The sequence below is a fragment of the Brevibacillus sp. IT-7CA2 genome, assembly GCF_949767855.1.
GTDB lineage: Bacteria > Bacillota > Bacilli > Brevibacillales > Brevibacillaceae > Brevibacillus.
This window is the reverse complement of the sequence record NZ_CATKQT010000044.1, coordinates 1-14,246: the sequence shown is the minus strand read 5'-3', so window position 1 is coordinate 14,246 and position 14,246 is coordinate 1. Positions and strand designations below refer to the sequence as shown.

16 protein-coding genes and 4 tRNA genes are annotated in these 14,246 nt (G+C 45.6%); 5 read left to right on the top strand and 15 right to left on the bottom strand.

Annotated features, from left to right (window positions below; all coding sequences use genetic code 11):
• Positions 1-89 precede the first annotated feature (89 nt).
• The gene (locus ACM6JA_RS19870) at positions 90-1,112 is read left to right on the top strand and encodes an ABC transporter substrate-binding protein (protein WP_414853708.1); all 1,023 of its coding nucleotides are present in this window, start codon (positions 90-92) and stop codon (positions 1,110-1,112) included.
• A 75-nt stretch (positions 1,113-1,187) separates the two neighbouring features.
• Here ACM6JA_RS19870 and ACM6JA_RS19865 read toward each other — a convergent pair whose 3' ends face one another.
• Positions 1,188-1,346 carry a hypothetical protein gene (locus tag ACM6JA_RS19865; RefSeq protein WP_007720456.1) on the bottom strand — a complete coding sequence of 53 codons (159 nt, stop codon included), beginning with the start codon at positions 1,344-1,346 and terminating at the stop codon, positions 1,188-1,190.
• A 194-nt stretch (positions 1,347-1,540) separates the two neighbouring features.
• On the opposite strand from ACM6JA_RS19865, the gene ACM6JA_RS19860 reads away from it, so the two are divergent.
• Positions 1,541-3,409 carry a PAS domain S-box protein gene (locus tag ACM6JA_RS19860; RefSeq protein ID WP_414853707.1) on the top strand — a complete coding sequence of 623 codons (1,869 nt, stop codon included), beginning with the start codon at positions 1,541-1,543 and terminating at the stop codon, positions 3,407-3,409.
• A 35-nt stretch (positions 3,410-3,444) separates the two neighbouring features.
• Positions 3,445-3,579, top strand: a complete 135-nt coding sequence (locus ACM6JA_RS19855; RefSeq protein ID WP_007720451.1) for a DUF4023 domain-containing protein — start codon at positions 3,445-3,447, stop codon at positions 3,577-3,579.
• Between the two features lie 249 nt (positions 3,580-3,828).
• On the opposite strand, the gene ACM6JA_RS19850 is transcribed toward ACM6JA_RS19855, so the two are convergent.
• Together ACM6JA_RS19850 and ACM6JA_RS19845 are read right to left on the bottom strand one after the other, a co-directional pair.
• Positions 3,829-5,064, bottom strand: coding sequence for a branched-chain amino acid ABC transporter substrate-binding protein (locus ACM6JA_RS19850; RefSeq protein ID WP_414853706.1), 1,236 nt, complete (start codon positions 5,062-5,064; stop codon positions 3,829-3,831).
• A 216-nt stretch (positions 5,065-5,280) separates the two neighbouring features.
• Entirely contained in the window at positions 5,281-5,742 is a 462-nt protein-coding gene (locus tag ACM6JA_RS19845) for a copper amine oxidase N-terminal domain-containing protein (RefSeq protein WP_414853705.1), read from the bottom strand.
• A gap of 215 nt (positions 5,743-5,957) precedes the next feature.
• On the opposite strand from ACM6JA_RS19845, the gene ACM6JA_RS19840 reads away from it, so the two are divergent.
• Together ACM6JA_RS19840 and clpP are read left to right on the top strand one after the other, a co-directional pair.
• Positions 5,958-6,179 (top strand): hypothetical protein, encoded by a 222-nt coding sequence (locus tag ACM6JA_RS19840; protein WP_007720442.1) that lies wholly within the window; start codon positions 5,958-5,960, stop codon positions 6,177-6,179.
• Between the two features lie 131 nt (positions 6,180-6,310).
• Entirely contained in the window at positions 6,311-6,913 is a 603-nt protein-coding gene (gene clpP, locus ACM6JA_RS19835) for an ATP-dependent Clp endopeptidase proteolytic subunit ClpP (RefSeq protein WP_007720441.1), read from the top strand.
• Positions 6,914-7,027: 114 nt separating this feature from the next.
• On the opposite strand, the gene ACM6JA_RS19830 is transcribed toward clpP, so the two are convergent.
• The 12 genes from ACM6JA_RS19830 to ACM6JA_RS19775 all read right to left on the bottom strand — a co-directional run bounded on the left by ACM6JA_RS19830 (position 7,028) and on the right by ACM6JA_RS19775 (position 14,199).
• Positions 7,028-7,213, bottom strand: a complete 186-nt coding sequence (locus ACM6JA_RS19830; protein WP_007720438.1) for an H-type small acid-soluble spore protein — start codon at positions 7,211-7,213, stop codon at positions 7,028-7,030.
• 10 nt (positions 7,214-7,223) lie between these two features.
• A complete protein-coding gene (locus tag ACM6JA_RS19825) occupies positions 7,224-7,406 on the bottom strand; it encodes a hypothetical protein (RefSeq protein ID WP_007720436.1) in 183 nt (60 codons plus the stop codon).
• 128 nt (positions 7,407-7,534) lie between these two features.
• Complete coding sequence (locus ACM6JA_RS19820) at positions 7,535-7,792, bottom strand: HPr family phosphocarrier protein (protein WP_007720434.1); 258 nt, start codon at positions 7,790-7,792, stop codon at positions 7,535-7,537.
• Positions 7,793-7,841: 49 nt separating this feature from the next.
• Complete coding sequence (whiA, locus tag ACM6JA_RS19815) at positions 7,842-8,789, bottom strand: DNA-binding protein WhiA (RefSeq protein ID WP_015893487.1); 948 nt, start codon at positions 8,787-8,789, stop codon at positions 7,842-7,844.
• Between the two features lie 8 nt (positions 8,790-8,797).
• Positions 8,798-9,808, bottom strand: coding sequence for a gluconeogenesis factor YvcK family protein (locus tag ACM6JA_RS19810; RefSeq protein WP_414853704.1), 1,011 nt, complete (start codon positions 9,806-9,808; stop codon positions 8,798-8,800).
• A 78-nt stretch (positions 9,809-9,886) separates the two neighbouring features.
• Positions 9,887-10,768 (bottom strand): RNase adapter RapZ, encoded by an 882-nt coding sequence (rapZ, locus tag ACM6JA_RS19805; protein ID WP_173616975.1) that lies wholly within the window; start codon positions 10,766-10,768, stop codon positions 9,887-9,889.
• Between the two features lie 235 nt (positions 10,769-11,003).
• Positions 11,004-11,963 carry a thioredoxin-disulfide reductase gene (gene trxB / locus ACM6JA_RS19800; protein WP_048034968.1) on the bottom strand — a complete coding sequence of 320 codons (960 nt, stop codon included), beginning with the start codon at positions 11,961-11,963 and terminating at the stop codon, positions 11,004-11,006.
• A gap of 64 nt (positions 11,964-12,027) precedes the next feature.
• Positions 12,028-13,671, bottom strand: coding sequence for a tetratricopeptide repeat protein (locus tag ACM6JA_RS19795; RefSeq protein WP_414853703.1), 1,644 nt, complete (start codon positions 13,669-13,671; stop codon positions 12,028-12,030).
• A 146-nt stretch (positions 13,672-13,817) separates the two neighbouring features.
• Positions 13,818-13,893, bottom strand: a tRNA-Gly gene (locus ACM6JA_RS19790).
• Between the two features lie 41 nt (positions 13,894-13,934).
• Positions 13,935-14,010 (bottom strand) — tRNA-Lys (locus ACM6JA_RS19785).
• A 5-nt stretch (positions 14,011-14,015) separates the two neighbouring features.
• Positions 14,016-14,091: transfer RNA gene (locus ACM6JA_RS19780), tRNA-Phe, on the bottom strand.
• Positions 14,092-14,122: 31 nt separating this feature from the next.
• A tRNA-Asp gene (locus ACM6JA_RS19775) sits at positions 14,123-14,199 on the bottom strand.
• Between the last annotated feature and the right edge of the window lie 47 nt (positions 14,200-14,246).

The following is a 14,246-nucleotide window of genomic DNA, read 5'->3' as shown; positions in this document are numbered from 1 at the left end:
AAAAAATATATTGACACATTGTCATATAAGCATATACAGTAGTGAAGAAAAATGATAATCATTATCAGTTAAAAGGGGGATTTTCCATCATGCGCAAAACTTCCCTGCGTTTGATGCTCGGGGCGATGCTTTCCGCTGTCATGCTCGTAACAGGTTGCGGGGGACAGGCAACGTCTTCATCTAGCTCATCTTCTTCTACTCCAGCTGCAGCTGCATCAACAACTACACCAGCGCCTGCACCGTCAGCGTCTGAAGAGAGAGAAGTAAAACACTTTATGGGGTCAACAAAAATAAAAGGGACTCCGCAACGTGTCGTCGCTCTTACCAGTGAAAGCACAGAGGCTGTTCTCGCATTAGGGATTACGCCAGTTGGGGCTGTCATGAGTGGTCTCGGTAAACCTGGTGATCCATGGCATCCACATATTAAAGAAAAAATGAAGGATGCAGTTGATTTGGGTGACGAGAACCAACCAAACGTTGAACTGATCGCCAGCCTGAAGCCAGACCTGATTCTGGGAACAAAAGGACGCCAAGGACAAGAAAAAGTATACGATCAGCTTTCCACGATTGCCCCAACCGTCTTCTCCGAGGATCTCGTAGGCAGATGGAAAATCAACTTTGCCCTTTACTCCGAAGCGTTGAATAAAAAGGCTGAAGGCGACAAACTAATGGCTGATTTCGATAAGAAGATTGAGGATGCAAAAGGAAAACTGGGTGACAAGACGAAGATGAAAGTCTCTGTCGCTCGTTTCGTAGCAGGCACAACCCGTCTTTACTTGAAAGACACTTTCTCTGGCGTTGTTTTGAGCCAGCTCGGCTTTGCTCGACCAGCCTCCCAAGATATCGATAAGTTCAAAAAAGACATTCCAAAAGAGCTCATGGCTGAAATGGATGGCGACATCATGTTTTACTGGGTCGGCGATTATTCCGGTGATGGATCTGCCAATAAATACACCGAGGAATGGATGAAAGATCCGCTCTATCAAAAACTGAATGTCGCGAAAAACAATAAGGCATTCCAAGTTAACGAAGTGATCTGGAACGTAGGCGGCGGTATCCTTTCTGCGGAACTGCTTGTTGATGACATCGTAGAACGCTTCTCCAAACTGTAGGCTATATACTTTCCGATACCGTCAAAAAAGCAGGAGTGGTTGAGATAACCACTCCTTTTCTTTTGCCTACTGGCATTATTGATCGAGTTCCTTATTACCAGCAGTATCTTTACTGGGCAGAATCGGATCTATTTGTTCAGGTTTACGCGAATAAGCTTTGTTTGTAACCAAAATCGTCGCACCGATGATGACGATAAAAATGAGCACCAACGCAACGATAAAACCAGTTGTCATGCATACACCCCCGACTTTTTTCTAACTCTCATTATAGCTGATTTCCATACGAGTCAGAACCTTCATGCATAACCAATTCATTATGGAATAACAAACTATTCCAAATTTTGATAGGAAAATGGCTCCTATATCTCGAATAGTTACGACAACGCTATCTCACTCAAATACTTGATAGACTATGCGGGGGAAATCTGATGAACAAGCTTAATACCCCTTTCTTCTGGAAAAAGAAACGCTCAAAAAAGGAAATCACGCAAGTGTTGTTTCCAGATCAAATATTAAAAGCATTTTTTCACTTTACGACGGATGCCATCTCGATTAGTGATCTCGATAACAATATCGTCTTGGTAAATCATGCTTTTGAGCAATACTACGGTTGGTCCATGGAGGAGATTTACACTTCACCGCTCTGCTTTATTCCAGACGAGTATAGGAGCGAGACCAAACAGTTATTTGATGCGGTCAGGAGCATGGGTGTACTACTAACCAATTACGAAACCATCAGGCAGCGAAAAGATGGCACGAAGATGGATGTCATTCTGTCAGCTGCTCCAATCAAAGATGAAACGGGAAAAATTATTGGTGCTTCATGCATTACCCGTGACATTTCCGACCGCAAAAAAATTGAAGAGGCCTTGCGTCAAACCGAAGCCAAATATCGTCTCCTCATCGATCATACCCAGGATATCGTGACGATTTATGATTTATCCATGCGCCGCATCTATGCATCCCCATCAATCGAGCAATTGGGATTTGTTCCAGCCGAGGTTACTTCCCCTAACAATCTGCAACTCACACATCCAGAGGATATTCCTATGTTTCAGGACAAATTTCAAGAGATCATGGCAACGAAACAACCCGTTCATTTCGAGACGCGCTCTATGCATAGAAACGGAAACGAGGTCTCCTTCGAAACACGCGGTATCCCCATTTTAAGCGCGGTAGGAGACGTCCAAAACATCATGTTAGTCTCGCGAAATGTCACAGAACGCAAATACTCTGAGGCCGCCTTGTTTAAAAGCGAGAATACGAACAAAATCATCTCAGAATACACAGATGATCTTATTCTGATTACGGACAAAAACGGGGATATCCTCTATCTCTCCCCATCGCATTCACGTGTAATCGAAACGAGTGAAAAATGCCGTCAGCTCACCTTTGCCGAGATACATCCAGAAGATCGGCAAACTGTCATTGACCACTTTCATCATTTACTGGCGACCCAAGAACCAAAAATATGCGAGTTTCGTTTCCAAACCAAAAATAACAAATGGATCGTTCTCGAATCAAAGGGTGCCCCCATCCTGACAAAAACGGGAGATTGTGATGGCTTTATCATTGTATCGCGGGATATTACAGAACGCCGAAATAACGAGGAACTATTACGAAAGGCTGAGAAGCTGTCCGTAATTGGGGAGCTGGCTGCTGGAATCGCCCATGAGATTCGCAATCCACTCACATCTTTGAAGGGCTTTATCCAGTTTCTTTATCCGAGCATGAATGATAACCAGCAGTACGCCGACATTATGCTCTCTGAACTGGACCGGATCAATTTTATTGTGAGTGAATTGCTTGTCTTGGCAAAGCCACATAGCATCCAAATTAAGCCTCTTCCGCTCATCCCTTTGCTAGAAAGCGTCTTGGCACTATTGAGGTCGGAAGCAAATTTGAAAAACATCAATTTCCGTACCGCATTTGCTTACCATCCGATCATTGCGGGAGAAGAAAACCAGCTCAAGCAAGTCTTTATCAACATCATTAAAAATGCCATCGAAGCGATCGACGGACATGGTGAGGTTCTTATTGCCACTGCTTTAATAGACAATCATCAAGTACTCATTACGCTCACGGATACTGGCTGTGGAATCTCTGAAGAAATGATTCACAAGCTGGGTGCCCCCTTTTTCACGACAAAAGAAAACGGGACTGGCCTCGGCCTTATGATCAGCAGCAAAATCATGAAAGACCACAACGGCAGCCTCGAAATTAAAAGCAGGAAGCACGAAGGTACAGTGGTAGAGATTACACTTCCGATTGTACAAGACCAAATTGGGTCATCCTAGAAAGGTGTACATCCCATCATCAATGGAGGTGCCCTATGGATTTCACCAAAATGAGCACGAGTGAGTTCGTGGCCAAAATTCGCGAATCCCAAGCGAAAAACCTGCGTAACAAACAGCATCAGGGCTACGGTCATCCGGAACAGCGTCTGCCCAGCAAGCAACGAGTATAACGAAGCAAAAACCCACCTGCGAGCTCACTGCCGAGCCAGGTGGGTTTTTGTTTGTTATTGTGGATCCTGCTTATTCAGGTTACGATCTCTTTCGGACTTTTGCTTCTGGGTGCCTTGCGTCTTGCTGCTGTGTCCTTGGTTGCCGCCATTCTTCGTATTACGATTGTTTGACATCAGAATCCCTTCCTTTTCATCCTGGTATTCATGCCAAACGTAGTATGTCCCAAACAGCTTATTCATAATGAAGAATTACTTCGCTTCACCCATAAATACTTTCTTTCCATCCTCATACTTGTACACGTATACGGAAGCAAAGTCGTTGTCGCCTTTTTCATTGAATGTTACGTTGACGAATTTGCCTTTGTAATCTTTGGTTTTGTGAACAGCTTCCAGCACTTGTTCACGAGTTGGCTTTTTGCCGCCGTTTGCTTTGATCGCTTCTTCCAGTCCGTTCAGCATAACACCCATGGAGTCATAACCAAACGAAGTGAAGATCCCTACTTTGTTGCCAGTCGCGCCCTCGAAATCTGTGATCCATTTCTTGCCGTCTTCGGTAGCACCAATATCACCAACAGTAGAAGTAAAGACTACGTTATTCGCATTTTCCGCACCAGCAATTTTCACCATGTCAGCGGAGTCGTAGCCATCGCCGCCCATGAAGACACCTTTGAAGCCTTTTTCACGTGCTTGTTTCACGATGATCCCTGCATCAGAGTAGTATCCACCGAAGTAGATCATCTCTGGATTTTTCGCAAGAATTTGGGTGATGATCGCACTATAATCCTTTTCGCCTGCCGTTACCCCTTCAAAGCCGAGAACTTGTACGCCGTCTTTTTCAAATTGCTTTTTCACTTCTTCCGCAAGACCTTGTCCATAAGCAGCCTTGTCATGCATAACGAAAGCCGTTTTTACATTCAACTGATTTTTGGCAAAAATAGCAGCCTTGGAGCCTTGTTGATCATCACGCGCACAAATGCGGTGTACGATCTTCTTGCCTTGCTCAGTCAAATCTGACCCCGTTGCAGAAGGAGATACCATTACGAGCTTCTCTTGCTCGTATTGCGCTGCTGCTGTAATCGAAGCACCTGTTGTAGCATGTCCAACTACTCCAACTACGTCAGAATTTGAAATCAACATTTGTGCGACTGCTACCCCTTGTTTCGGGTCAGCTTGGTCATCTTGCGCGGACAACTCAACATCAAAGCCAAGTGCTTTGAATGCCTCCTTTTTTTCTTTCAATGCATATTCAGCACCAGCTTTTGCAGTGCTTCCGTAATCGGAGTACTGACCAGACATCGGACCAACTACAGCAATCACGAGCTTCTCAGTAGCTCCGCTTGAACCGCCCGTGCTTCCTCCGCTATTGTTGCTCGGCTGTGGTGTCGCGCTTTGACCACCAGTCCCCGTACCTCCACCGCAGCCCGCGAGCAATGTACTCAGAGCAAATGTTGCAGCCAGTATCGACAATGATTTCTGTTTTTTCATAGCAAAACATCCCCCTCTTTATTTATGAGCAAACTATGAATCACAATCTTATTGTAGGATATTTTAGAAAATTTGCAATAGAAATGATTGAAAGAAGAATCAATCAAAAACCTCTATCACTGTCTGCTAATAGAGGCGTACACGTGGTGTATTGAGGCAAATAGCCACTTCTACGCATAGAAGTGGCTATCTTGATGAGAAGTATCCGTTTGATTATTAGGAATTAATTGGAATGCTCAGCTTGTAAGTGAGCGTTTTTGCATCGTACTCTACTTTTGCACCCAATTCTTGGGCGATGAATACGAGTGGAACGAGCACTGCTCCGGTCACTGGACGTGGCGGATTTGCTACACTTGTTTCTTTGCCGTTTTTATAAGCAAAGTTTTTGTTTTCGTACATGCGCAGAGCGTACTGGTTGTCTTTGGCAATCAGCAGAGATTTGGTCGTGCTATCCCAAGCTGCAGTACCACCCAAAGCAATCGCCAATGTGCTCGAATTCACATACGCAACACCATTTTCAGTAACGATTTCTTGTGGGAATGGGAACTCCTTGCCGTTTAGCTGAACCTTGATTTTTTGTTGCTGTACAGGAGCAGATTGGGCAAACGCAGCCGTTGCCGCTACACTTCCTGTTAGAAGAGCCGCTGTCAGCATCATTGTCGAAAACTTGCGAAGCATAATTAACACCCCTCAAATATCATGAAATGAATTCCAATTATGTAAGGTTCGACATGAATTAACTTTTCCCTTCTTTTTTATTCCATACATTTCCTATGTAATTCTCTCCCCAAACATGACAAGACTAGGAAAAAAAATAAATATCCCACGAACAAACGTTTTTGTGCACAACCTGTGTATAACATTGTGGATAACTTTCGAAAGTGAGGCTTACCATGGCAGGGGAACGTTTTTTTCTCATTTATCAAGAGGCCAGTGACGAAGAATGCTTATTGACCATTGAACCATATAAAGACCAACAGGAGCTGGCGGAAGCCATCAATCAGCTGCAAGCCAAACAAATCGATGAATATACGATCATCAAGGGAAAAAAGATGAAAGCCACGTTGAAACTCGCCGTCGATTTGGCCGAGGCCGATGAGAATTCCAAGGAATGAATGTTTTCTTTTTCGAGTACGTTTAGACAGAGGGAAATTGGCAAACATGGTAGTGAGGGCACGCACTTATGTGTTTGACCTTCATTGACCTTTTGTGTATGATATTGTTACAAAGAGAGGAGGAAGACTAGATGCATATGAATTTAATTCCAACCGTCATTGAACAGACGAACCGTGGGGAACGTGCTTACGACATTTATTCCCGCCTGCTCAAAGACCGCATCATCTTTCTGGGAACCCCAATCAACGACACCGTAGCCAATATCGTTGTGGCACAGTTGTTGTTCCTTCAGGCGGAAGATCCGGAGAAAGACATTCACTTGTACATAAACAGCCCAGGCGGTTCAATTACTGCTGGTATGGCAATTTACGATACTATGCACTTCATCAAGCCAGATGTATCCACCATTTGTATCGGAATGGCTGCTTCGATGGGAGCATTCCTGCTGGCTGCTGGGGCAAAAGGCAAACGCTTTGCTCTGCCAAACAGTGAAGTCATGATCCACCAACCATTGGGTGGAGCACAAGGTCAAGCGAGTGACATTGAGATTGCCGCAAAACGTATTTTGAAGATGCGTGATCATCTGAACACCATCCTGGCTGAACGCACTGGACAGCCTTTGGAGCGCATCCAAAAGGATACCGATCGCGACAACTTCCTCTCTGCCGCAGAAGCAGTAGAGTACGGATTGATTGACAAAGTCATCACTTCTGAACCATCTTCCAAAAAATAAGAGATACGTAGTAAAAAAAGAAGCACTCGTGCCTGGACTACAGGCCGAGTGTTTTTTTGTATGCCGAGCAAATCCCAAGAGGCTTCCCTTGGTTTGCTCGGCTATTTCGATGGATCATGGTGATACTTCCATTAACTGACTGACATAGACTGTCCGGCTATGTCCCGGATTTTTTTCCTCATGCACACGTGCTGTTGACGTTTTTTCGTCTACAGCATCTATCCAAACGGCTTGTCCTTCGTACTCTACCTTGATATGGTCGTCGGAGCTCATTATGGCTTGTGCTCTCGTTACATTCATAAGCGGCTCCCTATTGCTCATCTTCAAGGGCTTGCTTGGCTGACGACGCCCCTGTCATCGTGTCTACAGTCGTTTCTTCAATCAGTCCGTTTTGGTCGGAAACAACTCCGCCCCCCAGTCCCTCGTTTACCATCCGATCAATGTCCATATCATAACAATCACGGCCTTCGTAACACTTATCGCGGTTACTCATGTGTCATTCCTCCTTCATGCAATATACATGGTTAGAAATGCCCTGCCCGAAGTGAATTGATACATATTCATCAAGATGACCAACAAAAAAAGACACTTCCCTATAAGGGAAAAGTGTCTCTCGTAACTCTATTCTTCCTTGCTTACCAGATTCGTAAGGCTGGTGACTGCCTGGGAGGCATCCGGCCCTTCTGCCAAAATGGTAATTTCCGTTCCAGAGCTGATTGCGAGGCTCATGATACCCATGATGCTTTTCGCATTGACCTTCTTGGTGCCTTTTTCTACGAATACTTCCGATGCAAAACGGTTAGCCTCCTGTACGAAAAAGGCTGCTGGACGAGCTTGCAAACCGGTCTTTAACTGAACCACGACCTGCTGTTGAACCATGAATGGACCTCCTCACTTGTAGACTATTATCCTTTAGTATAACATGCATCTACATCGAAATATTTTGTTTTTCTCGTATTTTGTCAGCGATTTCGTTAATTTTTCGCAAGCGGTGGTTAATGCCCGATTTGCTCACTACTCCGCTTGGCACCATCTCACCCAATTCTTTCAAATTGATGTCAGGATGAGCCACTCGAAGCTCCGCGACCTCTCGCAGACGTTTTGGCAAATTCTCCAATCCCATCTCTTGATCGATGAGCTGAATATTTTCCATTTGTCTGGTGGCTGCATTCACCGTTTTGTTTATGTTGGCGATTTCACAATTGTGTAAACGGTTTACTGAGTTCCGCATGTCCTTTACGATTCGGACGTCCTCGAAATACAGAAGCGCCTGATGAGCGCCAATCAAGCTCAAAAACTCTGTAATCTTTTCGCCTTCTTTAATATAGAGAACATACCCTTTTTTCCGCTCGATGCACTTGGCATTTAGTTTATACCGATTGGCGATCTTGGTCAATGCTTCGCAAAAATCCTGATAGGAAGTGAAAATCTCCAGATGATAGCTGGATGCCTCTGGATGATTCACTGATCCCCCCGCCAAAAAAGCCCCCCGCAAATAAGCAGCGCGGCAACAGGACTTTTTCACGATCTCAGGAGCGATTCCTGGGATAAACGACAGGCTTTGATCCATGATGCCCAAGTCTTGCAAGATCTCATTAGCCTTATTCGGAATACGCACAATGTAGACGTTGTTCTTCTTCAAACGCATTTTTTTGCGAACCAGCAGTTCAGCATGTATCTGAAACAACCTCTTGATTAACGTGTAAATGCGTCGGGCAATCGCCGCGTTCTCTGTCGTCACATCCAGCACCAGTCGTCCGGCTCCAAACTGCAGACTTCCATTCATCCGAATCAAGGCTGAAAGCTCTGCCTTGCTGCAGCAATCGGCACCCTCCATCATGGTAAGTTCTTTTTTGGTATGCGCGGCGAATGACATCGACTTCACTACTCCTTCTCTATCTTCAGCACCTTCCGTCTTCGTCTGACGAGTGACACAACCTGCTTGCTGACAGCATGTGCATCATGACGTAAGTATCCGTCCTCAAATGTGACTAACGGCTTCGCCACAACATGCAGACCGATTTGGCGCAATTGCTTTAAGTCACATCGGACAGGAGCTGCTCCTTTTTCCGCGTATTTGTCCAATACATGGGTAGGCAGCTCGGCTGAATTGACAATGATCGTATCCAGAAATGGTCTATCTACATGGTCATACATGACATTCACGTGCCTGGATGCAGAAAAACCGTCTGTCTCCCCCGGTTGCGTCATGACGTTACAAATGTAGATTTTCGGGGCTTGTGCGCGTGTAATCGCTTCAAATAACCCGCGTACTAATAAATTAGGCAGGATGCTTGTGTACAAGCTGCCAGGCCCAATCAAAATGGCATCCGCGTCGGCAATAGCCATCAGGGCTTCGCTCAGAGGAACAGCGTCCTCCGGATCGAGGAACACCCGCTTGATTTCTTTGCCTGTCAACGGTATTTGGGATTCTCCGATTACGAGAGATCCATCTGTCATTTCCGCTTTCAACTGAATCGATTGCGTGGAAGCTGGCAATACATCTCCACGTACTGCCAAAACCCCGCTCAATGTTTTGACTGCGGTGACAAAATCTCCAGTGATTTCGTTCATCGCTGCAAGTAATAGATTTCCCAAATTATGCCCTGCTAATCCCGTGCCTGTGGAAAAACGATATTGCATGACTTTTTCCATCAACGGCTCTGTATCGGCCAGAGCAGTCAAGACGTTTCGAATGTCGCCAGGTGGAAGCATATCCATTTCTTCTCGCAAACGTCCAGAGCTTCCCCCATCGTCTGCTACCGTAACAATCGCTGTGATATGCACCGGCTCGTGCTTCAAACCGCGTAGAAGGACGGACAGACCCGTTCCTCCGCCAATAACGACTAGCCGTAATGGCCTTGACTGTAGCCTCCCGACTCCCTTAGTAGGCATATGTCACCTCATTATTTCTAATACACATACCACAGGTGGCTATTTATGCGCGTTTCAGTCTTTCCTGCCATTTTATGCTCATTTGTTCTTTTCCATGTCTCGATGACTGACACGGACAGAAAAATCTTTGCCAAAGGTTTCTCCCAAATGTTCTGCAATGGCGACCGAGCGATGTTTGCCACCGGTGCATCCAATTCCTATCACAAGTTGACTTTTTCCTTCTCGCTGGTAATGCGGCAGGGTGTACCCCAAAAAGTCTGTAAGCTTTTCTAAGAATTCTTTTGTGTCCTTGTGCTGCATCACATACTCTGCCACGTCTGGATCACATCCTGTTTTCGGACGCAAATCCTCCACATAATGTGGGTTAGGCAAAAAACGGACATCGAACATCAAGTCAGCGTCTATCGGTGCGCCGTATTTGAAACCAAACGACAATACATTAATCGTAAGTGGTGATCCTTGTTGACCGTATTGGTTGATGATTTTTTCTCGAAGCTGAACTGGCTTCATTTGACTCGTATCGATAATCTGATGCGCCCAGCCCTTCATTTCCTCCAACAAACGGCGCTCAGCGTGAATTCCTTCCAAAGGCGAACCGTTCGGGGAAAGCGGATGTCTGCGACGTGTTTCCTTATAGCGAGAAACCAATGTCTGATCGTTGGCATCCAGATAAAGGATGTGGTACGATAATCCATTCATCTGATTGAGGCTCTCCATGGTTACGGCTAGATTTTCAAAAAACTCACGCCCTCGCAAGTCAATCACCAATGCGACTCGCTCAATACTCCCACCAGACTGTTTGACCAACTCAGCAAATTTGGGAATCAGTACAGGGGGTAGGTTGTCTACACAAAAAAAGCCCAGGTCCTCCAAGCTTTGTACAGCAACTGTCTTTCCCGCACCTGACATTCCGGTAATAATCAGGAGATTCATGGCCTTGTCGTTTCCCAATTCCGTCACGCAACTCGCCTCCTACGATTCTGACAATAGCATACCATATTGTCCACCTTATTCGCACCTTTTTGAACCGCTTCCCCTGTTTTTCCAATGACGTCTTCTACAGGTGTTCAAGCTTTTTTAGAAAAAAAGATGCGTGACTGAATGCCAGCCACGCAACAATTGTTTATATAGATAAGGGGGTCAATTCATTGTCTATAGATTACTCTTGAATTATTTCACCCATGTTACAAGCAGGTTAAGAGATTGTGACATTTTGTTCCTTTAGCTTTTCATTCAGCTCTTCTACATAGTGTTGAGCAGATTGAGCAGCGATAGAACCGTCTCCAGTAGCTGTCACGACTTGACGCAGCATTTTTTCTCGTACATCTCCTGCTGCAAAAACACCTTTTACTTTGGTGTTCATTTTTTCGTCTGTCAGTACGTAGCCTGCGTCGTTGGTGATGCCCAGTGGACGTACGCTTGCAGTCAATGGGTCCATACCAACGTAGATGAACACTCCATCTGCTGGGTATTCTCTTTGTTCACCTGTTTTCGTATTTTCCAAGAGAACCGCTTGTACTTTGCCTTCACCACGGATCTCTTTTAGTTCTGTATCCCAGATCACTTCGATTTTTTCGTTATCGAAAGCGCGTTTTTGCAGGATTTTCTGTGCACGGAACTGATCACGACGGTGTACGATAGTCACTTTGGAAGCGAATCGAGTAAGGAACACAGCCTCTTCTACCGCGGAATCTCCTCCACCAACAACCACCAGCTCTTTATTGCGGAAAAATGCACCGTCGCAAACCGCGCAGTAAGAAACACCACGGCCGGACAATTCTTTTTCGCCTTGTACACCGAGCAAACGATGCTCTGCACCAGTTGCCACAATAACAGATTTGGTCAAGTATTCTTTGTCACCCGTGATAACGCGCTTGTACGGCTCTTCATCGCGGATTTCCTTGATTTCGCCATATGCATACTCCGCACCGAATTGCTGTGCATGCTCAAACATTTTTGTAGAGAGATCAGGGCCAAGAATGGAAGTGAAGCCTGGGTAGTTCTCGATATCTTCCGTGTTCGCCATTTGACCGCCTGGAATTCCTCTCTCCAGCATCAATGTGCTCATGTTCGCACGGGATGTATATACTGCAGCCGTCATTCCAGCAGGGCCAGCTCCGGCGATAATAACATCATAAATTTTTTGATCGCTCATGCTTGTTGCCTCCTCATCTCACACAGTTTTGTTTCCTTATTTAAATTAATTATAATGTAATAATCTATTTAAAATCAAGTGTCGACAAAACTTTGACGCACTTTGCCAAGGTAGCGGCAGAAATGCCGTATTTTTGAGCTAGAAGGGCTTGTGACTGTTTTTCGTTCCTTATCGTTCCGTATACATATTCTAATGCTGCGACCCACGCTACTTCTTTTCGCACTTGTACACGACTTTGGGCATATTCATGATGCTTGCGCCATACATCGAGGCACCATTCTCCGGCCTCTTGCTTGCCCTGCGAGAGCAAATAATGGCTTATTTCTTCTTCTATACTGCTCTTTTGCTCTTCCGTCGTCGGTGAACCATTCGGTCCATCAGGAGTTCCTTCCGGCATGTCTGCACCCATATCAGCCAAAGCCAGCAAAGCCAACTTTTGCAGCTGTTGGTTATCCGTCTGGTAATAAAATTGACGGACCGCAGTTTCAGCTTCATCGTCTCCGATCAGAGACAATGTTTGCAGCACCGCGAATTTCACTTCATCGCGTCCATGCTGCAATGCCCAGAGAAGGGAAGCTCGGATCATCGGGTCTGTTTTAAAATCTTCCACTCCCGTGAACGAAGCCTTTTCCCAAGAAACATCATGTTGGGTCGTATTGTATTGGTAGGGGATCGGTTTTATAGTCTCCCCTTCTTGTTCGTTTTTTACCATTTGAATGTATTGATCTGCGATTCCTGCTTCTGGATCTAACTGCTTGGCTTTTTGCCACCAGCGTAGTGCCTGATCCTTTTTCCCGCTCAAATAAGCGGAGATTGCAGCATAGTGGTACGTGCACGCTTCATGCGGCCGTCCATTTCGCAGCATTCGGTGGTAATGGAAATATGCTTCGTCATGCTGGCCGAGCACTCCCATTGTTGTTGCGAGCTTATAGGTATTTTCCGGATGGAACGGAACGACCTTTTTCAGCATATCAATCAAGCTCAACAGCTCTGTCGTTTGATTGTGATGGGAGAGCAAAACCGCCAAATTGCACAGTGCATGCAGGTTTCCTTCTTCCTTATCCAGCGTCTGCTCGATTGTCTCCATCGCCTTCTGGAATTCGCCAGCATAATAGTAGGCAAGAGACAAATTGTTCCACGCTGGCAAAAAGTCAGGATCGGCTTCGACGATTTCCTTTAAAATATCCAGTGCCTCCAGGAAACGTCCCTCTTCCAGACTGCGACGAGCTCGTTCATGCTTACTGTATACGTCCTCTTTTTCACTTGGGAGGAAGTGTCGCGGTGGCATGTCCAGCTCAAAGTAAATATAGTCGAGGAGCTCTTCAGCATCTTCCCGATACGGTCCAGTGCTATCTTCTTGTAAATAACGAACAGCCATTTCTTCTGCCATATGGTAATCTTCTAAGTTGGCATAGTTATTCGCCATGTAGAAATACACTTCTGTCATGGATGGGTCCCATTTTTCTATCACTTCATAGAGGACTTCATTTGACGCTTCAAACTGTCCGGTTTCAGCTAAGGCACTAGCCAAATGGCAGTGGCATTCTGCATTCGTCGGCTCCATTTCAACTGCTCGGCGAAATGAACGCAAAGCTTTATCATAGTCGTACCGATTCAAACAACGCATTCCCCGGTCAACAAAAAAAGCAGCATCTTGCTTAAAGTCAACGACGGTCGTTTTCTTCAAAATACTTTTGTTATGTTTCATAAAACCTCCAACATCGTAGGAGCTTACACTCCAAGTATCGTACCAGAAGCATCGGCACCCTACAAGCTGACTCGTCTTTTAAAGTGTTCAGCGGATAAAGCAAGAAACACCACTGGCCCATAGCAAGTGGTGTTTACGAACAAAAATGGAGCGGACGAAGGGTCTCGAACCCTCGACCTTCGCCTTGGCAAGGCGACGCTCTACCAATTGAGCTACGTCCGCATATCTTATCAACTATTCATATTTTGTCCGATTGAAAAAACTGGTGAGCCATGAAGGACTCGAACCTTCGACCCTCTGATTAAAAGTCAGATGCTCTACCAACTGAGCTAATGGCTCGTACATGGTGGCTCGGGACGGAATCGAACCGCCGACACGAGGATTTTCAGTCCTCTGCTCTACCGACTGAGCTACCGAGCCATATACTTTGTTCGCCACTCTTAAATAAGAATGGCGGAGCTGACGGGACTCGAACCCGCGACCTCCGGTGTGACAGACCGGCGTGAACTCCAACTTCACCACAGCTCCATATAGAAGGCTTGTTCCTTCAAAACTGAATACGCATGATTGCTAAG